This window comes from Kitasatospora sp. NPDC018058 (genome assembly GCF_044327205.1).
In the GTDB taxonomy this organism is placed as follows: domain Bacteria; phylum Actinomycetota; class Actinomycetes; order Streptomycetales; family Streptomycetaceae; genus Kitasatospora.
Window position 1 is genome coordinate 37,646 of record NZ_JBIRFA010000011.1, and the last position, 21,299, is coordinate 58,944.

Below are 21,299 nucleotides of genomic sequence, written 5' to 3' on the forward strand. Positions count from 1 at the left end.
CAACTGGCGACGTTCTGCTGCAAACACAGAACCGACGGTAACCTGCGTGACCGTCTGCTTTCAGGCGTTTGCAGCTAGTAGCTGGAATTGCTCACGCACGAGCGGCGCGTGACCGTACAATACGCGCCGTCAATAGCCCGGGACCGCGCCCGCCGTCCGGGTGACGATCACCCCTGCGCGAAGGGCGGCCACCGATCGGCAGCCGCCCTCAACTTCACGCCTTGAGCTCAGGATTCGCCGTCGGCCCGCTTGCGGATGTGCAGCTGCCGGGCGGCCTCGGCGGTCGAGCCGGAGACGGACGGGTAGACGGTGAAGCCGCTGGCCACCTGTTCGACGGTCAGATTGGCGTCCACCGCGAGCGAGATCGGGTGGATCAGCTCGCTGGCACGCGGGGCGACGACCACGCCGCCGACCACGATGCCGGTGCCCGGGCGGCAGAACAGCTTCACGAAGCCGTCCCGGATGCCCTGCATCTTCGCCCGCGGGTTGCCGCGCAGCGGCAGCTTGACCACGACGGCGTCCATCTTGCCGCACTCCACGTCGGCGGCGGTGTAGCCGACGGTGGCGATCTCCGGGTCGGTGAAGACGTTGGAGGCCACGGTCTTGAGGTTCAGCGGCTGCACCGCGTCGCCGAGCGCGTGGTACATCGCGATCCGGCCCTGCATGGCCGCCACCGAGGCGAGCATGAAGACGCCGGTGCAGTCACCGGCCGCGTACACGCCCGGGGCGCTGGTGCGGGAGACCCGGTCGACCCGGATCTGGCCCCAGTCGTTGAGCTTGACCCCGGCCCCCTCCAGGCCCATGTCGGCCGTGTTGGGGATCGAACCGACCGCCATCAGGCAGTGGGTGCCCTCGATCACCTGGCCGTCGGAGAGGGTCACCTCGACCCGGTCGCCGATCCGCTTGGCGCTCTCGGCGCGCGAGCGGCTCATCACGTTCATGCCGCGGCGCCGGAAGACGTCCTCCAGCACCTCGGCGGCATCCGGGTCCTCACCCGGCAGCACCCGGTCGCGGCTGGACACCAGGGTGACCTTGGACCCGAGCGCCTGGTAGGCGCCGGCGAACTCGGCGCCGGTCACACCGGAGCCGACCACGATCAGCTCGCGGGGCAGCTCCTCCAGGTCGTACACCTGGGTCCAGGTGAGGATCCGCTCGCCGTCCGGCTGGGCGTCCGGCAGCTCGCGCGGGTGGGCGCCGGTGGCGATCAGCACGGCGTCGGCGCGCAGCGACTGGACGCTGCCGTCGGGCGCGTCCACCAGCACCTCGCGGGAGCCGTCCACGGCCTGCCCGCCGGCGCCGAGCCGGCCGCGGCCGCGCAGCACGGTGACCCCGGCGCGGGTGACGGACTGGGTGATGTCGTGGGACTGCGCGATCGCCAGGCGCTTCACACGGCGGTTGACCTTGCCCAGGTCCACGCCGATGACCTTGGCCGGCCGGCCCTCGCCGTCGCCGTCGCGGGCGACCGTGATGCCCAGCTCCTCGTACGAGCTGTCGAAGGTGGTCATCACCTCCGCGGTCGCGATCAGGGTCTTCGACGGCACGCAGTCCGTGAGCACCGCCGATCCGCCCAGACCGTCGCGGTCGACGACGGTCACCTCCGCGCCGAGCTGAGCGGCGACCAGCGCCGCCTCGTAGCCGCCGGGTCCGCCACCGATGATCACGATCCGAGTCACGCTCACCATTGTCCCGCACGCCGAGAGTGCCGCCACAACGGGGTCCTGGCTCCGTACGAACCCCGGGGGCTCGTCCCCAGTCGCCCCGCTGCGTGCGCCGACCGGGCTACGCTGGCCCCCATGCCCCTTTACGCCGCGTATGCCACCAACCTCGATGCCCGGCAGATGACCCGCCGAGCCCCGCACTCCCCGCTGCGCGGCACGGGGTGGCTGGACGGCTGGCGGCTCACCTTCGGCGGCGAGCAGCTCGGCTGGGAGGGCTCGCTGGCCACCGTGGTCGAGGACGGGAAGGACCAGGTCTTCGTCTCGCTCTACGACATCGCGCCGATGGACGAGGAGGGCCTGGACCGCTGGGAGGGCGTCCAGCTCGGCATCTACCGCAAGATCAAGCTGCGCGCGCACACCCTGGACGGCGACATCCCGGTCTGGACGTACGTGCTCAACGACTACGAGGGCGGTCTGCCCGCGGCCCGCTACCTCGGCCTGATCGCCGACGCCGCGGAGAGCGCCGGCGCCCCGCACGACTACGTGATGGACCTGCGCCGCCGGCCGTGCTGACGCCGGCCTCCTCCCGGCCGGTCTTCTTTCTGTACGTACCGACAAGCCCGGTCACCCGAAAAGCGCCACCGAGCTGTGTTTTCGGGTCAACCGGGTAACGATCCGGCAAGCCGCGCCAGAATTTCTACGCGCGTAGCCGATTCCCGTCTATCCTCGGACCCGTGAACGCTTCTCCTCAGTCGGTCGTCTCCACCGACCCCTACGCCGCCGCCCAGGCCGCCGCCGAGCGCCTGCGCGAGCTGACCGGTGCCGAGCGGCACGACGTCGCCCTGGTGATGGGCTCCGGCTGGGTGCCGGCCGCCGACGCCCTGGGCGAGACCGTGGCCGAGTTCCCGGTCACCGAGCTCCCGGGCTTCCCCGCCCCCGCCGTCGCCGGCCACGCCGGCAAGATCCGCTCGGTGAAGATCGGCGACAAGCGCGCCCTGATCTTCCTCGGCCGCAACCACTACTACGAGGGCCACGGCGTGGCCACCGTCGTCCACGGCGTGCGCACCGCCGCCGCGGCCGGCTGCGGCATCATCGTCCTCACCAACGGCTGTGGCGGCCTGCGCGAGGGCTGGGTGCCCGGCCAGCCGGTGCTGATCCGCGACCACATCAACCTGACCGCGGACTCCCCGATCGTCGGCGCCAACTTCGTCGACCTCACCGACCTGTACTCCAAGCGCCTGCGCGCCCTGTGCCACGAGGTCGACCCGTCCCTGGACGAGGCCGTCTACGTCCAGTTCCGCGGCCCGCACTACGAGACCCCGGCCGAGGTCAACATGGCCCGGGTGATCGGCGGCGAGCTGGTCGGCATGTCCACCACCCTGGAGGCCATCGCCGCCCGCGAGGCCGGCGCCGAGGTGCTCGGCATCTCCCTGGTCACCAACCTGGCCGCCGGCATGACCGGCGAGCCGCTCAACCACGAAGAGGTGCTGGAGGCCGGCAAGGCCTCCGCCGAGCGCATGGGCGAGCTGCTGGCGAAGGTCCTGGAGCGGATCTGACGCCTGCCGGGCGCAGAATCATGAGTGACGGGGCCCACGGGCGGCGTGATCCGCTGATCACGCCTTCCCGCGGGCCCCGTCCGCATGTGCACACCTCTTCCCTTCTCGCGCGGAACCCTCCGGCCGACACACCGACGCACTTCCCGATGGAGCAGGCAACCATGACGCAGGCACTCAACCCCGACCTCCTCACCCGGGCCCGGACCTGGCTGGCCGAGGACCCCGACCCGCAGACCCGCGAGGAGCTGACCTCCCTGCTGGCCCGGGCCGAGGCCCCGGAGGCCGAGACGGACAGCAAGCTCGCCTGGTCCGAGCTCACCGAGCGCTTCGCCGACCGCCTTCAGTTCGGCACCGCCGGCCTGCGCGGCGAACTCGGCGCCGGCCCGATGCGGATGAACCGCGCCGTGGTGATCCGGGCCGCCGCCGGCCTGGTCGCGTACGTCAAGAAGGAGAACCTGGGCGACCTGGTCGTCATCGGCTACGACGCCCGGTACAAGTCGTACGACTTCGCCCGCGACACCGCCGCCGTGGTGGTCGCCGCCGGCCTGCGCGCCGCGCTGCTGCCGCGCCCGCTGCCGACCCCGGTGCTCGCCTTCGCCGTCCGTCATCTGGGTGCGGCCGCCGGAGTGACCGTCACCGCCAGCCACAACCCGCCGCAGGACAACGGCTACAAGGTCTACCTGGGCGACGGCTCGCAGATCGTCCCGCCGGCCGACGCCGGGATCGCCGCCGAGATCGACGCGATCGGCTCGCTGAACGACGTCCCGCGCGCCGAGGAGGGCTGGGAGGTGCTCGGCGAGGACGTCATCGAGGCCTACCTGACCCGGGCCGTCTCCATCGTCGACGAGCACAGCCCGCGCGAGCTGGACGTGGTCTACACCCCGATGCACGGCGTCGGCCGCGACACCCTGGTCGCCGCCTTCCGCCGGGCCGGCTTCCCGGCGCCCACCGTGGTCGCCGAGCAGGCCGAGCCCGACCCGGACTTCCCGACCGTGGCCTTCCCCAACCCGGAGGAGCCGGGGGCGATGGACCTCGCCTTCCGCACCGCGGCCGAGGTCGGCCCGGACATCGTGATCGCCAACGACCCGGATGCGGACCGCTGCGCGGTGGCCGTCCCCACCAACGCCAACGTGGCCGGCAGCGGCAACGGCACCTCCGGCTGGCGGATGCTGCGCGGCGACGAGGTCGGCGCGCTGCTCGGCTCCGCCCTGGTCGCCAAGAAGGCCGAGGGCACCTTCGCCACCACCATCGTCTCCGCCACCCTGCTCGGGCGGATCGCCGAGGCGGCGGGCCTGGGCTACACCGAGACGCTGACCGGCTTCAAGTGGATCTCCCGCGCCGAGGGCCTGCGCTACGGCTACGAGGAGGCGCTCGGCTACTGCGTGGACCCGGAGGGCGTCCGGGACAAGGACGGCATCACCGCCGCCCTGCTGGTCGCCGAGCTCGCCGCGACCCTCAAGAAGTCCGGCCGCACCCTGACCGACCTGCTGGACGACCTGGCGCTGGAGCACGGCCTGCACGCCACCGACCAGCTCTCCGTCCGGGTCCAGAACCTCTCGCTGATCGCCGACGCCATGCGCCGCCTGCGCGAGCAGCCCCCGACCGTCCTGGCCGGCCTGACCGTCACCCGTGCCGACGACCTCTCGGCCGGCTCCGCCGACCTGCCCCCGACCGACGGCCTGCGCTACTACCTCGCCGGCGAGGCCGTCCGCTCCGCCCGCATCGTGGTGCGTCCCTCCGGCACCGAGCCCAAGCTCAAGTGCTACCTGGAGGTCGTCCTCCCGGTCGCCAGCGCGGCCGACCTCACCGCCACCCGCACCCGCGCCGACGAGCTCCTCGCCACCGTCAAGCAGGACCTCGCCCGGGCCGCAGGCATCTGACCCACCCGTGTGAAAGGACCCGCCGGTACGCGACCGGCGGGCCCTTCCCGTGCGTTCGTCGGGTCAGACCGTGATCACCGTGATCAGGGCGACCAGGCCGGCCAGGGTGGGGGCGATGATCCACCAGCACCACTGGACGACCACGGGCCCGGCGGCGTCGGGGCGGGTGGCGTTGCGCTCGGCCATCTCCTGGAGGACGTCGGTGATCTGGTCGGACCAGGCGCGGGTGGGGTCCGGGGAGCCCTGGACCACCGGGTTGGTCTGACGGCCGAAGACCATGCCCATCCGGGAGGCGTGCTCGGCGGCGCCGCGGGTCTGGGCGCGGGTGGCGCGCTTGCGCTGGCGCAGGGAGACCGGGACGGCCCAGACCTGGTACTTCTTGCCGCCGGCGAGGAGCTCGACCGAGTAGCCCGCGCGCAGGGCGTCCACCGAGGCCCAGGGGGCGGTGATGGTCCGCCACGGGTTGCGGACGAGCAGGCGGCGCCTGTCGGCCAGCACCGCCGGGCGCAGCGTGTAGGCGATCACCGGGAAGGCGAACACCGGTACGGCCGCGAGGGCGACGTACGGGGTCTTCCCGGTGCCGGTCACCACCGCGTCGCCGATCAGCCAGGCGGCGACGGCCAACAGGAACACACCGGAGATGACGCCGGGGACGGAGCGGTACACGCGGTCCGCGTACTCGGGCTCCCCGTCGGGGGCGGCCGGGCCCTGGTGGGGCTTGCCGTCGGATTCGGTCATGGCGTCGATTCTGCCCCATACCCCTCACCAGCAGGTCTCGGTCCGGCCACGAATGGCAGGCGCCCTAGCGGTCGACTACGCGCGTAGATATGCTGCTCTGGTGACTATGTCCACTGTTGCAGCCAATGCCCCCGGCGTTGCGGGCAGCGGCCTCGCGGACGTTGCGGCGTCCGAGGCCTCACTCCGCCGCTTCCTGCACGGCCTGCCCGGCGTCGACCAGGTCGGCCTTGAGGCGCGCGCCGCCACCCTCGGTACCCGCTCGATCAAGACCACGGCGAAGGCCAATGCCATCGACCTGGCGATCTCCATGATCGACCTGACCACGCTGGAGGGCGCGGACACGGTCGGCAAGGTGCGCGCGCTGTGCGCGAAGGGCAGGACCCCCGACCCGACCGACCCGACCACCCCGCGCGTCGCCGCCATCTGTGTCTACCCCGACATGGTCGCCACCGCGAAGGACGCCCTGCGCGGCACCGACATCCAGGTCGCCTCCGTGGCCACCGCCTTCCCGGCCGGCCGCGCCGCCCTCCCGGTCAAGCTCGCCGACACCGCCGACGCGGTGGCCGCGGGTGCCGACGAGATCGACATGGTGATCGACCGTGGCGCCTTCCTCTCCGGCCGCTACCTCGACGTCTTCAACGAGATCGTCGCCGTCAAGGAGGCGTGCAAGCGCGCCGACGGCAGCTACGCCCACCTCAAGGTGATCTTCGAGACCGGCGAGCTGCAGACGTACGACAACGTGCGTCGCGTCTCCTGGCTGGCGATGCTGGCCGGTGCCGACTTCATCAAGACCTCCACCGGCAAGGTCGCCGTCAACGCGACCCCGCCGGTCACCCTGCTGATGCTGGAGGCGGTCCGCGACTTCCGCGCGCAGACCGGCGTCCAGGTCGGCGTGAAGCCCGCCGGCGGCATCAAGACCACCAAGGACGCGATGAAGTACCTGGTGATGGTCAACGAGACCCTCGGCGACGACTGGCTGACCCCGCACTGGTTCCGCTTCGGCGCCTCCAGCCTGCTCAACGACCTGCTGATGCAGCGCCAGAAGCTCGCCACCGGACGCTACTCCGGCCCCGACTACGTGACGGTGGACTGATCACCATGGCCAAGAAGAAGAACATCGAGGAGCCCGTGCGCAAGGCCGGCCTCTTCGAGTACGCACCGGCCCCCGAGTCCCCCGCCGCCGCGGGTGACATCGCCACCTCGTACGGCCACTTCATCGGCGGCGAGTTCGTCGACTCCTCCGGCAGCGAGGCCCTGAAGACGGTCAACCCGGCCACCGAGCAGGTGCTCGCCGAGTTCGCCCAGGGCACCGACGAGGACGTGGACCGTGCCGTCGCCGCCGCCCGCAAGGCCTTCGCGGACTGGTCGGCGCTGCCCGGCAGCGAGCGCGCCAAGTACCTGTTCCGGATCGCCCGGATCGTCCAGGAGCGCAGCCGCGAGCTGGCGGTGCTGGAGTCGATCGACAACGGCAAGCCGATCCGCGAGACCCGCGACGTCGACCTGCCGCTGGTCGCCGCGCACTTCTTCTACTACGCGGGCTGGGCGGACAAGCTGGACTACGCCGGCTTCGGTCCGAACCCGAAGCCGCTGGGCGTGGCCGGCCAGGTCATCCCGTGGAACTTCCCGCTGCTGATGCTGGCGTGGAAGATCGCGCCCGCCCTGGCGACCGGCAACACGGTCGTCCTGAAGCCGGCCGAGACCACCCCGCTGACCGCGCTGCGCTTCGCCGAGATCTGCCGCCAGGCCGGTCTGCCGAAGGGCGTCGTCAACATCGTCACCGGTGACGGCCGTACGGGCGCCGCGCTGACCGCGCACCCGGACGTCAACAAGGTCGCCTTCACCGGCTCCACCCCGGTCGGCCGGGCCATCGCCAAGCAGCTGGCCGGCACCCGCAAGAAGCTCTCGCTGGAGCTGGGCGGCAAGGCCGCGAACATCGTCTTCGACGACGCGCCGATCGACCAGGCGGTCGAGGGCATCGTCAACGGCATCTTCTTCAACCAGGGCCACGTCTGCTGCGCGGGCTCGCGCCTGCTGGTCCAGGAGTCGATCCAGGACGAGCTGCTGGAGGCCCTGAAACGCCGGATGGGCACCCTGCGGGTCGGCGACCCGCTGGACAAGAACACCGACATCGGCGCCATCAACTCGGCCGAGCAGCTGGCCCGGATCACCGCGCTGACCGAGGCCGGCGAGGCCGAGGGCGCCGAGCGCTGGTCGCCGGCCTGCGAGCTGCCGGGCACCGGCTTCTGGTTCAAGCCGACCCTGTTCACCGGCGTCAGCCAGGCCCACCGGATCGCCCAGGAGGAGATCTTCGGCCCGGTCCTGTCGGTGCTGACCTTCCGCACCCCCGACGAGGCGGTCGCGAAGGCCAACAACACCCCGTACGGCCTCTCCGCCGGCATCTGGACGGAGAAGGGCTCGCGCATCCTCTGGATGGCCAACAAGCTCAAGGCCGGTGTGGTCTGGGCCAACACCTTCAACAAGTTCGACCCGACCTCGCCGTTCGGCGGCTACAAGGAGTCGGGCTACGGCCGCGAGGGTGGCCGCCACGGTCTGGAGGCCTACCTCGATGTCTGACACGACCTTCGCGCGTCTTGACGTCCTCAAGACCTACAAGCTGTACGTCGGCGGGAAGTTCCCGCGCTCCGAGAGCGGGCGGGTGTACGAGGTGACCGACGCAAAGGGCGAGTGGCTCGCCAACGCCCCGCTGGGCACCCGCAAGGACGCCCGCGACGCCGTCGTGGCCGCCCGCGCGGCGGTCAAGGGCTGGGCCGGCACCACCGCGTACAACCGCGGCCAGGTGCTGTACCGGGTGGCCGAGATGCTGCAGGGCCGGCGCGAGCAGTTCGCCGCCGAGGTGGCCGTCTCCGAGGGCATCGGTCCCAAGAAGGCCGCCGCGCTGGTGGACGCCGCGATCGACCGCTGGGTCTGGTACGCGGGTTGGACGGACAAGGTCGCCCAGATCGCGGGCGGCGCCAACCCGGTGGCCGGGCCGTACTTCAATCTGTCCACCCCGGAGCCGACCGGCGTGGTCGGGATCGTCGCGCCGCAGGCCGGGTACGGGCACTCGCTGCTCGGCCTGGTCTCGGTGATCGCCCCGGCGATCGCCACCGGCAACACGGTCGTGGTCGCGGCCGCCGCGGACGCCCCACTGCCCGCGCTGTCGCTGGGCGAGGTGCTGGCCACCTCGGACGTCCCGGGCGGCGTGGTCAACATCATCTCGGGCCGGACCGCGGACATCGCCCCCACGCTGGCCTCGCACCAGGACGTCAACGCGCTGGACCTCACCGGGGCCATCGCTTCCGACGGCCCCGGCGCGGCGCCCGCCCTGGAGGCCGCCGCCGCGGATACCCTGAAGCGGGTGGTCCGTCCGGAGCTGGACCCGTTCGCCCAGGACTGGACGAATGCGCCCGGTACGGACCGGCTACTCTCGTTCCTGGAGACGAAGACGGTCTGGCACCCGATGGGGATCTGACCCTCCGTCGCCAACAGGTAACAACTCCACAGACTGGCCGTCCCCAGTGCCCTCCCCCCCCGGGGCCCGGACGGTCATTGGACGGACCCGCGCCTCTCCCCCCCTGGCGCGGGTCCGTCGGTGTTCCGGCGACTTTCGGCGACAGCCGCTACCCGCCGATGATCCACCGCGCCCTGGCCACCCCGGCGGCCCGGAAGTTCTGAGCACACCGGTTTCGGCAACCGGCCGGGATGCGTCAGACTGGTGTCCCGTGAGTGACTCCCCCATGAATCCCGCCCCGCCGGCCCATGCCCGGGTGATCCTGCTCTCCGGACCCTCCGGATCGGGGAAGTCCTCGCTCGCCGAGCGCAGCGGCCTGCCGGTGCTCCAGCTGGACGACTTCTACAAGGACGGGGACGACCCGACCCTGCCCCGGCTGCCGGACGGCGCCGTGGACTGGGACTCCCCGCTCGCCTGGCACCGTGACCAGGCCGTCGCCGCGATCCGCGCGCTGTACGAGCACGGCCGCGCGGACGTACCGGTGTACTCGATCCCGGACAACGGCCGGATCGCCACCCGCGGCCTGGACCTGGGCGGCGCGACCGCATTCATCGCGGAGGGCATCTTCGCCGCCGAGATCGTGACGGAGTGCGCCGCCGAGGGCCTGTTGGGCGACGCCCTGTGCCTGCGCAACGGCGCGCTCACCACGGCCTGGCGCCGGCTGCGCCGGGACGTCCGCGAGGGCCGCAAGTCGCTGCCGGTGCTGCTGCGCCGGGGCTTCCGGCTGATGCGGGCCGAGCGCTCCATCGTCGGGCGGCAGGTCTCGCTGGGCTCGTACCCGTGCGCCGGGCCGGAGGCCTACCGCCGGGTCCGCGCGGCGGCCGGGCGGCGCGAGCTCTCGGCGGTCTGAGGCCCCGGGGCGCATCCCCCGAACAGCGACGACGACGGGCCCGGTGCGTCTCCCCCGCACCGGGCCCGTCGCCTTCCCGAACGGCTCTCGGCTCCCCACTGGCACCCGCTCCCCCGAGTCGGTGCCCCCGAACCGCGACCGTCCGTTCCCCGTCCCCCGACGGGAGTCCTCTGTGAGTCCTACGCGACCAGCTCGCCGAACGCCCGGACGGTGTCGCCCGACTTGTTCAGGTGCTCGTCGTCGCGCAGCCGGCGCAGGGCGCGCCAGATGCTGCTCTTGACCGTGCCGACGCTGATCCCCAGCACGTCGGCGATCTCCGGGTCGGTCTTGCCCTCGTAGTACCGCAGCACCAGCATGGTCCGCTGGTTCTCCGGCAGCTTCGCCAGCGCCTGCCAGAGCACGGTGCGCAGCTCGGTGCCGCCCATCGCGTCGGTGTCGCCGGCCGTCTCCGGCAGCTCCTCGGTCGGGTACTCGTTGACCTTGCGGCGCCGCCAGGCGGAGATGTGCAGGTTGGTCATGGTGCGGCGGAGGTACCCGCCGACCGCGGCCTTGTCGGTGATCCGGCCCCAGGCCCGGTAGGTGCTGAAGAGCGCGCTCTGCAGCAGGTCCTCGGCCTCGTAGCGGTCACCGGTCAGGTGGTACGCCGTGGCGTACAGGGAGGCGCGGCGCTCGCGCACGTACGCGGTGAACTCCGTGATGTGGTCCTCCGCGACGGCCGAGTGCTCCCCCTGCGCGTCTCCCTGTCCCGCCTCGGTGGTGCGGGCCGGTGCGGGGTTCAGCCGCAGCAGCGTCGCACCGGCGGCCTCGCGGCTGGTCGGCTCCCCCGAACCGACCGTCCGCAGGCCGTTGTTCCCCCCGGTTCCCCTGGTTCCCCCATGAACCCCCGGGGCGTCCTTGCCCTCGACGCGGACGGGGAGGATCCCCCGCAGCGTGAGGGTGTTGGCGGAGTCGACCGCACTCCCCAGTCGGCCGATCCCGTACAGCTCCCCCGTCCTGCCGCCGCCGCTCACCCGGCGTGCGACAGGGTTTCCACCGGTGCTGTGCGCGCACCCCCGTACGGTTACGGCACCGGAGTTCTCGTCGGTCCTGACCTCGTACCGGGTCCGATGGGTGGTCGCTGAGGAACGCGCGGTGCGGAGAGCCGGGTTGGTCCGGGTCTGAAGCGTGGCGTTCATCGTGCGCCCCCTGGGTCGGTACGAGCGGTTCCTGTTGCCGCCCTCCAGCCGGCCCTTGCGGCCCGCTGTCCTGCGGCGACATGGAAAATCCTGCCCGCCGGTTGTGATGGCGCTGTCCGCCGACTGTCACAGGGGTGTCACAGGGGCGGGCCCTTCGTCCCGGTCCGCCTCCCTTCCTACCGGACGCCGGTAGCCGTCCTTCCGGTTCCCATACGGGCGGTGACCGGTCCGGGGGGTGATTCGCCGCCTCCGGTGGGCCAAAATGGGGCCGTGCCTTTCCTCCTACTGATCGAGGACGACGACGCCATCCGGACCGGCCTCGAACTCGCCCTCACCCGCCAGGGCCACCGCGTGGCCACCGCCGCCTCCGGTGAGGACGGTCTGAAGCTCTTCAAGGAGCAGCGACCCGACCTGATCGTGCTGGACGTGATGCTGCCCGGGATCGACGGCTTCGAGGTGTGCCGCCGGATCCGCCGCACCGACCAGCTGCCGATCATCCTGCTCACCGCGCGCTCGGACGACATCGACGTGGTCGTGGGCCTGGAGTCCGGCGCGGACGACTACGTGGTGAAGCCGGTGCAGCCGCGCGTCCTGGACGCCCGGATCCGGGCGGTGCTGCGGCGCGGGGAGCGGGAGAGCTCGGACTCCTCCGCGTACGGCAGCGTGGTGATCGACCGGGCGGCGATGACCGTCACCAAGGACGGGCAGGACCTCCAGCTCACCCCGACCGAGCTGCGGCTGCTGCTGGAGCTCAGCCGCCGGCCCGGTCAGGCGCTCTCCCGCCAGCAGCTGCTGCGGCTGGTCTGGGAGCACGACTACCTCGGCGACTCGCGCCTGGTGGACGCCTGTGTGCAGCGGCTGCGGGCGAAGGTCGAGGACGTACCGTCCGCTCCGACACTGATCCGCACCGTGCGCGGCGTCGGTTACCGACTGGACCCGCCGACGGTCTGACCACACACTCCAGGCATTCTGAACTCCCGTACGACGACAGGCTCTTGTGACTGACCATCAGCAGACTGCCCGGCGGTTCTCCGCGGGCCGGTGGCGGAAGCTGCGCTCCCTGCGGGTGCGGCTGATCGCGGTGTTCGCGGCGGTCGCGCTGCTCGCCGCCGTCTCGGCCTCCGGCATCGCGTACTGGCTGAACCGCGACGCGGTGCTCAAGCGTGCCCAGGACACCGCGCTGAACGACTTCCGGGTCTCGCTCAGCCGCAACGTCTCCGACCTGCCGCTGAACGCCAGTTGCCCGGACCTCGCCACGCTGGCCTCCAACGTGGCGAGCTCCGGCCTGAGTTACGACGTGGTGGTGGTCGACCCGGCGCACCCGGAGTGCCCGGCCTCCTCCGACCCGCAGCACTACACGCTGGCCGACGTGCCGACGGCGCTGCAGTCCACCGTCGCCAAGCCGCGCGAGGTCAGCGAGAGCAACCCGTACCCGTACCACCTGTACTGGCAGCGGCAGAACCTGGAGGGCCGCCCGTTCGTGATCGGCGGCACCAAGGTGGTGCCGAACGGCCCGACGGCGTACGTCTTCAAGTCGCTGGAGAACGAGCGGGCCGACCTCAACACCCTGGGCTGGTCGCTGGCCATCGCGACACTGCTCGCGCTGATCGGCTCGGCGCTGCTCGCCCAGGCCGCCTCGGCGACCGTGCTGCGGCCGGTCAAGCGGCTCGGCGAGGCCGCCCGGCGGCTCGGCCAGGGGCACCTGGACACCCGGCTGGAGGTCGAGGGCTCCGACGAGCTCGCCGACCTAGCGCGGACGTTCAATCGGGCCGCGGAGTCACTGCACGAGCAGGTCGAGGAGCTGAGCGCGCGCGAGGCGCAGAGCCGGCGGTTCGTCGCCGACATGTCCCACGAGCTGCGCACCCCGCTGACCGCGATGACCGCGGTGACGGACATCCTGGAGGACGAGGCCGAGTCGCTGGACCCGATGATCGAGCCGGCCGTCCGGCTCGTGGTGAGCGAGACCCGGCGGCTGTCCGACCTGGTGGAGAACCTGATGGAGGTGACCCGCTTCGACGCCGGCACCGCCAAGCTGGTCGCCGACGAGGTGGACATCGCCGACCTGATCATGTCCTGCATCGACGGCCGGGCCTGGTACGACGCGGTCGAACTGGACGCCCCGCGCGGCATCCTGGCCGTGGTCGACCCGCGCCGACTGGACGTGGTCTTCGCCAACCTGATCGGCAACGCGCTCAAGCACGGCGGCTCACCGGTGCGGGTCAAGGTCCGGCAGACCGAGGACTCGGTCGTGATCGAGGTCTCCGACAGCGGCCCCGGCATCCCGGAGGACGTGCTGCCGCTGGTCTTCGACCGCTTCTACAAGGCCGACCGGGGGCGGGCCCGCTCGGAGGGCAGCGGTCTGGGCCTGTCCATCGCGATGGCCAACGCACAGATCCACGGGGGGACGATCACGGCGGCCAACGGGGAGGTCGGTGCGGTGTTCACCCTGACGCTGCCGCTGACCCCGCCGCCTCCGCCGTCCGCGGGCGAGGCCGAGGGCCGCCCCGCCGGCGACGCCGCCGAGGACAAGGACGCCACGTGACCGCCCCCACCCGCACCACCGTGCGCCGCACCGCCGGCGTACTGCTCCTGCTCGCGCTGGCCTCCGGCTGCGGCATCCGGCCGACCGCCGTACCGGTGGACGCCGGCGCGCCCGCCAGCCGGACCGCCTGCCCGACCGCGCCGCACATACCGACCGCCCTGGCCACTCCGTCCGGCCCGGCGCCGGTCTCGACCCCGGCCCGCGCCAAGGCGAGCGCCGGCCCGAGCCCGTCGCCCACCCTGGTGACGCCCGGTTCGCCGCCGCCGGACAACGTGTTCAGCGCGGTGCCGACGGCCTCGCCGTGTAAGTGAGGAGGCGGTGCGAAGGGGCGCGTCCGGGAATGTTCACGCCCGGTGTGGAACCGCCGCGCCACCGGTTCACGTCCTTCCCCCCGTGCAGCGAGATGGCACCAGGACACGCGACGAGCGTTCCGGCGCGCGGACCGAGACGAGGCCGGCGGCGGCCGTCCACCGTTCCCTCCGACTGGCGGGGCTGGCGGGCCTGGCCCTCCACCTGACGCTGGCGCTCTGGCTGGTGCTGAGACCCCTGCCGGTGGCCTGGGTGTACGACGCCAACCTGACGCCGCTCGCCTCGCTCCGCTCCTCCACCACCTGGCAGGTGGTCGGCGAGTTCCTGCTGCTCGCCCCGCTCGGGGTCCTGCTCCCGTTGGCCGGCGGCCGGATCCGGGCCCCCTGGCTGCCGTCCTTCCTGCGCACCACCGGCGTGTCCGCCCTGCTGGCGACCGGCCTGGAGTTCCTCTCCTCCTGGACACCCGGGCACGTCCTCAACGTGGACCACATACTGTTCGCCGTGATCGGCGTGGTGATCGCCCACCTCGCCCTCGTCCCCGGCCTGCGCCACCTGCTGCGGGACCGCCGGCCGAGTCCGCGGGCACCGCGGGTCGCCGTCCTGACCGGCGCGCCGATGACCGCCACCGTCGCCCCGACGATGGCGGTCGCGCCCGCGGCCCGTCCGCGCGCCTACGCGGAGCCGACGCCGCCGGTGGGCTGAGGTTCCGCCCTCACCACCCGGCCGCCGACCTCGATCAGCCCGTCCGGACGCGGCCCGGTCAGCAGCTGCGAGCCCCGACCCTGGGTGATGGTCAGCTCCCGTCCGAGCCGGGCGGTCAGCAGCAGGGCGGCCGCGCCGGTCGCCTCGTCCTCGTCGATCCCGTCGCCCCGGCCGGGGAAGGCCCGCGCCCGGATCGTCCCGGCCGCCTCGTCCTGCCAGGCCCAGGCGTAGATCCACTCCCCCGGCGGCGGCACCCGGAGCGCGTCCACCTCGGCCGCCGAGCCGTACTGCCGCAGGGTGCGCCCCGGGGCCCACTCGGGCCGGGCCCCGATCCGGGTGAGCGCGTCCTCGTGCCGGACGGCGACCGGGCCGGCCGCGGTGACCAGCCGGTCCACGCCGAGCAGCCAGGCCGTGCCGACGCAGGGGTGACCGGCGAAGGGCAGCCGCACACTCGGGGTGTAGATGTCGATCTCCCCGCGCTCCGGGTCGTCGACGAACACCGTCTCGCTGAAGCCGAGTTCGCGCGCGAAGGCCTGCCGCTCCGCCCGCTCCGGCACGGCGGCGCCGTCGCGCACCACACCGAGTTCGTTGCCGTGCTGTCCGTCGGGCCCGCAAAAGACCCGCAGCACCTCATGGCCAGTCATTTCCCACCTCGTCAACTGCCGTGCCGGCGCAGCGCAACGACACCGTGATGAAAAGGCGACGACGGATGTCGGCCGCCTCCAGTACTGTGCGCTCTCGTCCCCGAACGGTTTCCGCCGTTTCTCTTCCTCCCACAGGAAACCCCCCTTGAACAATCTCGACTTCAGCGCCGAGCCGCTGTTCTCCTGGTACGTCGTCGCGCTGGCGTTCAGCGGCGTCTCCATACTGGTCTTCGGGGCGTTGCCCATCGCCGGCCTGAAGGTCGTCCTGCGGATCGTCAGCATCCTCGCCGGCCTCGGACTCCTGGGGTACGCCTACTACCTCGCGTTCGTGTTCGAGGGCGGCACGTACACCCTCTACTACAAGATATTCGTCGTGCCGATCGCGGTGATCGCCCTCCTGGTGAAGGAGATCGTCGATCGCGGCAAGGCCACGAAGCGGCCGCAGACCCCGCCGGTCGGGATGTACGACCCCAACGCGCAGCAGGCCCCGTTCAACCCGAACGCGCAGCAGGCCCCGTTCAACCCGAACGCGCAGCAGGCCCCGTCCGACCCGAACGCGCCTCAGCCCCGCCAGCCGGTGCCGCCGCAGGGCGCCGTGCCGGTGCCGCCCGTGCCGGTGCCGCCCGTTCCGGCACAGGGCGCCGTGCCCGGATCGCCGTACCAGCCGGGTGTCCCGGCGCAGCCGGTGGCCGACAACCCGTACGCCCAGCCCACCCAGCCACAGCCGCCGCAGCACCCGGCCGGCTGACCCGCCGTCCGTAGGCCGAAGGCCCGTCCGTCCCCGCTTCGCAGCGGGTGACGGGCGGGCCTTCGGTCATACGGGATCAGTTCCCGGCGCCCTGCGCGCCCCTGCGGCGGCGCGCCACCACCAGGGTGCCGACGCCGAGGGCGATCGCCGTCGCGCCGGTGATCGCCGTCGGGGCGGAGGAGGAGCCGCCGGTGGAGGCCAGCTGGGCGCCGGTCCCGGCGGCCGGGGCAGCCGGGGCCGCGGCGGCCCGCGCGGTGTCGCCGGTCTGCTCGACGGCGGCCGCCGGGCTCGGCGCACCGGTGGTGGCCTGCGCGGCCGGGACGACCGGGGCGGTGGACGGGTCGGCGGTGGCGGCCGGGGTGGTCGGCGCCGCACTGGTGGCCGGGGAGGTGGGGGCCGGGATGCCGGTGGGGCCCGCCGCGGCCTCGATCGTGAAGTCGACCTTCGGGCTGAACGCCTCGGCCGCGCTCTCATCGGTGCCGGGCAGGCTACCGGCGATCGCGACCAGGGAATCGGAGAGGACCGGAGTGTCCTTCGTGAAGGCCAGTCGGACGTTGATCGTCCGGGTCCCGCCCTTCGGCAGGGTGATGACGGCGGCGTCCTTGCTGCCGGCCCGCAGCGCTATGTAGAGCCAGGCCGGGTGGTCCGAGTCGCCTCCGGGGGCGCCCTCCGCCCACTCGCCGTTCGGCCCCTGGAACTCGAACGTGACCGTCCCGGAGGGGAGTACGGCCTGCCCCTGGAACACGACCGCGGGCACGAGACGGATGTCCTTGCCGCTGTTGTTGGTGAGGACCAGCTTGAACGGCTTCGCCTCGCCGCCCGCCGTGAACGTGGCGGGCATCCCGTCGAGCCTGACGTCCGCCGTGGCGGCGGGCGTGGACGCCGGGGTGGTCGGCGTGACCGCCGGGACGATCACGAGGCCCGGGTAGCCGCTCATCGCGTTCGAGATGCGCTGCTCGGGCGGCAGGGTGGGGTCCGAGACGATGGCGTTGAAACCCGCCCCCACCCGGCCGGCCGGGGCGTCGGCGGTGACGGTGAGCCGCAGTCGGTAGGCGGCCTCGGAGCCGGCCGCCAGGTGCGGCCCGACGTTCCGGTCGATGTCCCAGACTCCGCCGTTGATCCCGCCCCGTGCCTCCGCGTCCCGCCACTGGGTGCCGCCGGGGGCCTGGTACTCCAGCTTGAACTGGCTCGGCTTGCTGCCGATGGTGTCCGCGATGGTGAAGACCGACCCCAGCACGTCCATCTGGTGGTCGGCGGTGTTCTTGAGAATCGCGGTGAACTCGGTCGGCGCTCCACCCGCCTTGACCGTGCTCGGCATACCGCTGAAGGCAACGGTGACCGGCGAGAACTGGACCTGGGGGCCCTGGGTCTCGGTGCCGGCCGTCGGGGCCGCGTGGACGGCCGGGGCCGAGGCCAGGGTGAGACCGGAGACCAGGGTGGCGGTGGCGGCTGCGGCGAGGAGTCTGCGGGACTGACTGCGCAATGGAACCTCACGGAAGAATTCGGGTGGACACCCGAGAAGAATGCGAAATCGCAGGCGTGAGGGGCCGTTTGAGGCCGTGCAGGCGCCGCCGATCCGCCCCCCACCATCCGCGACCGCGGAATCATATCCCCCCGGTCGTACAGTTTTGCGAACGGGTTTTCCGCGCCCCGCGGGACCTTGCCTCAGGGGAATCCCTGAGGCGGACCCCGACTCCGGCCTACGCCTCCCCGGTGACCTGTCGGGGTGGGGAATCGCCTGGTGGGCGGAGGTTTTCGGGCCGGCGGACGCCGAGTATGGAGATACGCCCGCCGGACCAGCCGGACCGGGCCGCCAGCCCGAGGAGCCGACATGAGTGCCCGTCTCGCCCGCCCCCGTCACAACCGCGTCATCGCCGGCGTCTGCGCCGGGATCGCCGAGCGCTTCGGCCTGACCCCGTGGACCGTCCGCCTGATCTTCCTGCTCTCCTGCCTGCTGCCCGGCCCGCAGTTCCTGGTCTACCTCGCCCTGTGGGTGCTGCTCCCCCAGGAGCCGTGACGCCGTACGGGCGGGCACGACGACGGGCCGCCCGCTCCCGGGTTCTCCGGGGGCGGGCGGCCCATCGTCGTACGGGGCTCGGGCGGATCAGCCCAGCGGCAGGCCCGGCAGGGTGTTGGCCAGCCCACCGACGGGGGTCTTGTCCAGGCCGGGGACGGCCGGGAGGGCGCCGCGCTGCTGGGTGACACCGGCGATCGGGCCGGCGTCGGCGGGCACGGCCTGACCGACGGTCGGGGCCAGGGTGCCCAGCGTGCCGGCGACCTTGTCGCCGCCGGGCAGCTTGGCGGCGGTGTCGGTGACCGCGCCGGTCACCGCGGGGTTCGACACCGCGCCGGTGGGCAGCCCGAGGCCGCCGGTCGCCTGGCCGGCGGCCGCGGAGGCCGTGCCGGCGCCGACCGCCGCGATCGCGATGCCGAGCGCCGCGGTGCCGGCGGCCTTGAGAGCCTGCTTCATGGTTCGTCCCCTTGGGTCGTCGTCGGTGGCCGACATCGCGCGGGGCCGCCGGACGGGCGACCGACGCCATGGCCTGTCGGCAATGACTGGCACACCGTAGTGACAGGGTCGCGCGAGAACCAAAGGGTGTTCACTCACCCGAGTGACTAGTCGGATGAACGCCAACTTCCTTGCCGGGAAGCCGCGTTCATCCGACCGCAGGGACGGGGCGCCGGCTCAGTTGCCGCCGGTACCCGCACTGAACAGCCACTCCGCCTTGAGCTCGGCGTAGCCCGGCTTGATCACGTCGTTGATCATCGCCAGCCGCTCGTCGAAGGGCAGGAACGCGGACTTCATCGCGTTCACCGTGAACCACTCCATGTCGCCCAGGGTGTAGCCGAAGGCGTCCACCAGGTGACCGAACTCCTGGCTCATGCTGGTGCCGCTCATCAGCCGGTTGTCGGTGTTCACGGTGACCCGGAACTTCAGTCGGCTGAGCAGCCCGATCGGGTGCTCGGCGTACGAACTGGCCGCCGCCGTCTGGAGGTTGGAGGTCGGGCACATCTCCAGCGGGATGCGCTTGTCACGCACGTACGCGGCCAGCCGGCCGAGCTCGACGCTGCCGTCCTCGTTCACCGTGATGTCGTCGACGATCCGCACGCCGTGGCCGAGCCGGTCGGCGCCGCAGCACTGCAGGGCCTCCCAGATCGACGGCAGGCCGAAGGCCTCGCCCGCGTGGATGGTGAAGTGGTTGTTCTCGCCCTTGAGGTAGTCGAAGGCGGCCTGGTGGCGGGTGGGGGGGTAGCCGGCCTCGGCGCCCGCGATGTCGAAGCCGACGACGCCCTGCTCCCGGTGGCGGTTGGCCAGTTCGGCGATCTCCTGCGAGCGGGCGGCGTGCCGCATCGCGGTGATCAGGGTGCCGATGCGGATGCGGTGGCCGGCCGCGCGGGCGTTGGCCTCGCCCAGACGGAAGCCCTCCTGGACGGCCTCGACGACCTCGTCCAGGGTCAGGCCGCCCTCCAGGTGCTGCTCGGGGGCGTAGCGGACCTCGGCGTACACGACGCCGTCGGCGGCCAGGTCCTCGGCGCAGTCGGCGGCGACCTTGATCAGGGCGTCACGGGTCTGCATGACGGCGCAGGTGTGCGCGAAGGTCTCCAGGTAGCGGACCAGCGAGCCGGAGTCGGCGGCCTCGCGGAACCACTCGCCGAGCTCCTTGACGTCGGTGGTCGGGAGGCCCTCGTAGCCGGTCGCGGCGGCCAGCTCGACGACGGTCTCCGGACGCAGCCCGCCGTCCAGGTGGTCGTGCAGCAGGACCTTCGGCGCGCGGCGGATCTGGTCGGCGGTGGGGATACGCGGGCCGGTGCCCGCGGTGGTGACGGGGATCTGCTTCTCCATTGCGGAAATATAGCCCCTACGCGCGTAGACCTACCACCGCGAACAGCACCGAATGGTCCAAACCCAGCCCGAAATTCCACCGGCCGGTCCAGCGGATCCGCCAAATCGGTCACGGTTGCGCCAGCTCAGTCGTGGTGCAGCAGCCGCCCGCGCCGGGACAGCACGAAGTCCCGGAACGCCGCCACCGGAGGGGTCAACGGCCGCCCCACCGCCCAGGCCAGGCCGATCGCCCGCCTGGTCCGCGGCGCGGTCACCTCCAGCTCCACCACCCCGGGCCGCGGCACCAGCGCCGGCGGCAGCAGCGCCACCCCCAGCCCGGCCGCCACCAGCCCGCGCAGCGTCTCGGTCTCCTCCCCCTCGAAGGCCAGCCGGGGCGTGAACCCGGCCTCGGCGCAGAAGCCGTCCGTGATCACGCGCAGCCCGTACCCCTGCTCCAGCCCGACGAAGGGCTCATCGGCCACCTCCGCCAGCCGGATCCGGCGGCGGCCGGCCAGCCGGTGGTCGGCCGGGACGACCAGGTGCAGCCGCTGCTCGTCCAGCGAGCGGGCGGTGAACGCCGGGTCGTCCGGCAGCGGCGCGACCAGGCACAGGTCCAACTCCCCCGCCCGCAGCCGCTCCAGCATCGCCATGCCGTAGTCCTGCACCAGCTGGAACCGCACCTGCGGGTGCGCCGCCCGGAAGCCGCGCAGCAGCGCCGGGACGGCATCCGGCCCCATCGTGTGCAGGAAGCCGAAGGCCACCCGCCCCACCGCCGGATCCGCCTCCGCCCGGGCCGCCTCCGCGCCGCGCTCGACCTCCGCCAGCGCCCGCTCCACCGAGGCCAGCAGCAGCCGGCCCGCCCTGGTCAGCCGGACCGTCCGGCCCTGACGGGCCAGCAGGTCCACCCCCAGCTCCTCCTCCAGCCGGGCCACCGCGCGCGACAGCGTCGGCTGCGGCACCCCGAGCAGCGCCGCCGCCTGGGTCACGTGCTCCAGCCGGGCCACCGCGGCGAACTGGGCCAGCCGGGGCGCCAGCAGGACGGCCGGCTCGTCCGGCCCCAACTCGGCTGCCCGGTACCGCTGCTCCGTGCCGTCCGACACATCCGGCACCGCCATCCCGCCACCACCTCGACTCATACGCCAATGCATCGATCATCCACTCTT

The 21,299-nt window shown here is 72.6% G+C and carries 21 protein-coding genes; 13 read left to right on the forward strand and 8 right to left on the reverse strand.

Features of this window, described 5'->3' with window-relative positions:
- Positions 1-227: 227 nt before the first annotated feature.
- A complete protein-coding gene (locus ACH4E7_RS17400; RefSeq protein ID WP_396249918.1) occupies positions 228-1,682 on the reverse strand; it encodes an NAD(P)H-quinone dehydrogenase in 1,455 nt (484 codons plus the stop codon).
- Positions 1,683-1,793: 111 nt separating this feature from the next.
- Between ACH4E7_RS17400 and ACH4E7_RS17405 the strand changes: the two genes are divergently transcribed.
- The 3 genes from ACH4E7_RS17405 (at position 1,794) to ACH4E7_RS17415 (ending at position 5,094) form a co-directional block, all read left to right on the forward strand.
- Positions 1,794-2,231 carry a gamma-glutamylcyclotransferase gene (locus ACH4E7_RS17405; RefSeq protein WP_355669755.1) on the forward strand — a complete coding sequence of 146 codons (438 nt, stop codon included), beginning with the start codon at positions 1,794-1,796 and terminating at the stop codon, positions 2,229-2,231.
- 161 nt (positions 2,232-2,392) lie between these two features.
- Entirely contained in the window at positions 2,393-3,214 is an 822-nt protein-coding gene (locus ACH4E7_RS17410; protein WP_396249919.1) for a purine-nucleoside phosphorylase, read from the forward strand.
- 161 nt (positions 3,215-3,375) lie between these two features.
- The gene (locus ACH4E7_RS17415) at positions 3,376-5,094 is read left to right on the forward strand and encodes a phospho-sugar mutase (RefSeq protein WP_396249920.1); all 1,719 of its coding nucleotides are present in this window, start codon (positions 3,376-3,378) and stop codon (positions 5,092-5,094) included.
- Positions 5,095-5,157: 63 nt separating this feature from the next.
- Here the strand turns inward: ACH4E7_RS17415 and ACH4E7_RS17420 are convergent, their stop codons facing one another.
- Complete coding sequence (locus tag ACH4E7_RS17420; RefSeq protein WP_396249921.1) at positions 5,158-5,832, reverse strand: PH domain-containing protein; 675 nt, start codon at positions 5,830-5,832, stop codon at positions 5,158-5,160.
- A gap of 106 nt (positions 5,833-5,938) precedes the next feature.
- Between ACH4E7_RS17420 and deoC the strand changes: the two genes are divergently transcribed.
- The 4 genes from deoC to ACH4E7_RS17440 all read left to right on the forward strand — a co-directional run bounded on the left by deoC (position 5,939) and on the right by ACH4E7_RS17440 (position 10,193).
- Positions 5,939-6,925, forward strand: coding sequence for a deoxyribose-phosphate aldolase (gene deoC, locus ACH4E7_RS17425; RefSeq protein ID WP_396249922.1), 987 nt, complete (start codon positions 5,939-5,941; stop codon positions 6,923-6,925).
- Between the two features lie 5 nt (positions 6,926-6,930).
- On the forward strand, positions 6,931-8,406 hold the full coding sequence (locus ACH4E7_RS17430) for an aldehyde dehydrogenase family protein (RefSeq protein WP_396249923.1): 1,476 nt from the start codon (positions 6,931-6,933) through the stop codon (positions 8,404-8,406).
- Entirely contained in the window at positions 8,399-9,304 is a 906-nt protein-coding gene (locus ACH4E7_RS17435) for an aldehyde dehydrogenase family protein (protein WP_355669749.1), read from the forward strand. Before ACH4E7_RS17430 ends, ACH4E7_RS17435 begins: the two co-directional genes overlap by 8 nt.
- A gap of 250 nt (positions 9,305-9,554) precedes the next feature.
- Positions 9,555-10,193 (forward strand): ATP-binding protein, encoded by a 639-nt coding sequence (locus ACH4E7_RS17440; protein WP_396249924.1) that lies wholly within the window; start codon positions 9,555-9,557, stop codon positions 10,191-10,193.
- Positions 10,194-10,372: 179 nt separating this feature from the next.
- Here ACH4E7_RS17440 and ACH4E7_RS17445 read toward each other — a convergent pair whose 3' ends face one another.
- Positions 10,373-11,035: a SigE family RNA polymerase sigma factor gene (locus tag ACH4E7_RS17445; RefSeq protein ID WP_396250061.1), complete on the reverse strand. Its 663-nt coding sequence runs from the start codon at positions 11,033-11,035 to the stop codon at positions 10,373-10,375.
- A 603-nt stretch (positions 11,036-11,638) separates the two neighbouring features.
- Here ACH4E7_RS17445 and ACH4E7_RS17450 point away from each other — a divergent pair.
- From ACH4E7_RS17450 to ACH4E7_RS17465, 4 genes are all read left to right on the forward strand, one after another.
- On the forward strand, positions 11,639-12,319 hold the full coding sequence (locus tag ACH4E7_RS17450; RefSeq protein ID WP_355669748.1) for a response regulator transcription factor: 681 nt from the start codon (positions 11,639-11,641) through the stop codon (positions 12,317-12,319).
- Positions 12,320-12,365: 46 nt separating this feature from the next.
- Positions 12,366-13,910: an ATP-binding protein gene (locus ACH4E7_RS17455; RefSeq protein WP_396249925.1), complete on the forward strand. Its 1,545-nt coding sequence runs from the start codon at positions 12,366-12,368 to the stop codon at positions 13,908-13,910.
- Entirely contained in the window at positions 13,907-14,221 is a 315-nt protein-coding gene (locus tag ACH4E7_RS17460) for a hypothetical protein (protein WP_396249926.1), read from the forward strand. Before ACH4E7_RS17455 ends, ACH4E7_RS17460 begins: the two co-directional genes overlap by 4 nt.
- Positions 14,222-14,303: 82 nt before the next feature.
- Entirely contained in the window at positions 14,304-14,921 is a 618-nt protein-coding gene (locus ACH4E7_RS17465) for a VanZ family protein (RefSeq protein WP_396249927.1), read from the forward strand.
- Here the strand turns inward: ACH4E7_RS17465 and ACH4E7_RS17470 are convergent.
- Complete coding sequence (locus tag ACH4E7_RS17470) at positions 14,891-15,565, reverse strand: PhzF family phenazine biosynthesis protein (protein ID WP_396249928.1); 675 nt, start codon at positions 15,563-15,565, stop codon at positions 14,891-14,893. The genes ACH4E7_RS17465 and ACH4E7_RS17470 overlap by 31 nt on opposite strands.
- A gap of 145 nt (positions 15,566-15,710) precedes the next feature.
- Between ACH4E7_RS17470 and ACH4E7_RS17475 the strand changes: the two genes are divergently transcribed.
- Positions 15,711-16,313 (forward strand): hypothetical protein, encoded by a 603-nt coding sequence (locus ACH4E7_RS17475; protein WP_396249929.1) that lies wholly within the window; start codon positions 15,711-15,713, stop codon positions 16,311-16,313.
- A 76-nt stretch (positions 16,314-16,389) separates the two neighbouring features.
- Here the strand turns inward: ACH4E7_RS17475 and ACH4E7_RS17480 are convergent, their stop codons facing one another.
- Positions 16,390-17,796 carry an LPXTG cell wall anchor domain-containing protein gene (locus tag ACH4E7_RS17480; RefSeq protein ID WP_396249930.1) on the reverse strand — a complete coding sequence of 469 codons (1,407 nt, stop codon included), beginning with the start codon at positions 17,794-17,796 and terminating at the stop codon, positions 16,390-16,392.
- A gap of 348 nt (positions 17,797-18,144) precedes the next feature.
- Between ACH4E7_RS17480 and ACH4E7_RS17485 the strand changes: the two genes are divergently transcribed.
- Entirely contained in the window at positions 18,145-18,330 is a 186-nt protein-coding gene (locus ACH4E7_RS17485; protein ID WP_188308551.1) for a PspC domain-containing protein, read from the forward strand.
- Positions 18,331-18,417: 87 nt separating this feature from the next.
- On the opposite strand, the gene ACH4E7_RS17490 is transcribed toward ACH4E7_RS17485, so the two are convergent.
- The 3 genes from ACH4E7_RS17490 to ACH4E7_RS17500 form a co-directional block, all read right to left on the reverse strand.
- Complete coding sequence (locus tag ACH4E7_RS17490; RefSeq protein ID WP_396249931.1) at positions 18,418-18,783, reverse strand: ATP-binding protein; 366 nt, start codon at positions 18,781-18,783, stop codon at positions 18,418-18,420.
- A gap of 216 nt (positions 18,784-18,999) precedes the next feature.
- Entirely contained in the window at positions 19,000-20,157 is a 1,158-nt protein-coding gene (locus ACH4E7_RS17495; RefSeq protein ID WP_396249932.1) for an adenosine deaminase, read from the reverse strand.
- Between the two features lie 125 nt (positions 20,158-20,282).
- Positions 20,283-21,251, reverse strand: coding sequence for a LysR family transcriptional regulator (locus tag ACH4E7_RS17500; protein WP_396249933.1), 969 nt, complete (start codon positions 21,249-21,251; stop codon positions 20,283-20,285).
- Between the last annotated feature and the right edge of the window lie 48 nt (positions 21,252-21,299).